This is a genomic window from Photorhabdus tasmaniensis, from assembly GCF_011189505.1.
GTDB lineage: Bacteria > Pseudomonadota > Gammaproteobacteria > Enterobacterales > Enterobacteriaceae > Photorhabdus > Photorhabdus tasmaniensis.
Window position 1 is genome coordinate 1 of record NZ_PUJU01000205.1, and the last position, 538, is coordinate 538.

Annotated in this window: 1 pseudogene; it reads left to right on the forward strand. The window is 58.6% G+C overall.

Annotated elements, in window-relative coordinates:
- Positions 1–23 precede the first annotated feature (23 nt).
- A pseudogene (locus C5471_RS23560) lies at positions 24–538 on the forward strand (RHS repeat domain-containing protein); the annotation flags it as partial.

Sequence of the window (538 nt, forward strand, 5' to 3'; positions counted from 1 at the left end):
GGTTCGACGGGGTGCAGGAGATAATGGGGGAAACCCTCTATCAGGAAGGTCACCGCCTGAACTGGGTTGGCTCACACCGGTTTGTCTACGACCTGGCTGGTCGCATGAAAGAGAAACAATTTTTAGCCGAAGGTTACCGGCTGGCGGTGACGAAATACCGCTGGAACAGCCAGAACCAGCTGACCGGTCTCATCACCCCGGATGGCCGCCGGTGGGAATATCGCTATGATGCTTTCGGGCGGCGGACAGAAAAACGCTGTATCCAGACCGGTAAGCTGACCACATACCTGTGGGACGGGGACGTACTGGCGGAAATCCGCGAATACCAGCATGGTCGGTTGAAAATAATCCGGCATCTGGTGTTTGACGGGTGGGAGCTGACAGCCCAGCAGACCCGACAGTTTACCCTCAATCTGGACAACCGGGTGGACCTGATGGTGGGCGACATCCAGACCCAGTATGCGGTGAGTGCGCCGACGGGTGAACCGCTGGCGCTGTTTGACCTGGCAGGCAAACGGGTGTGGCGGCAGCCGAGACA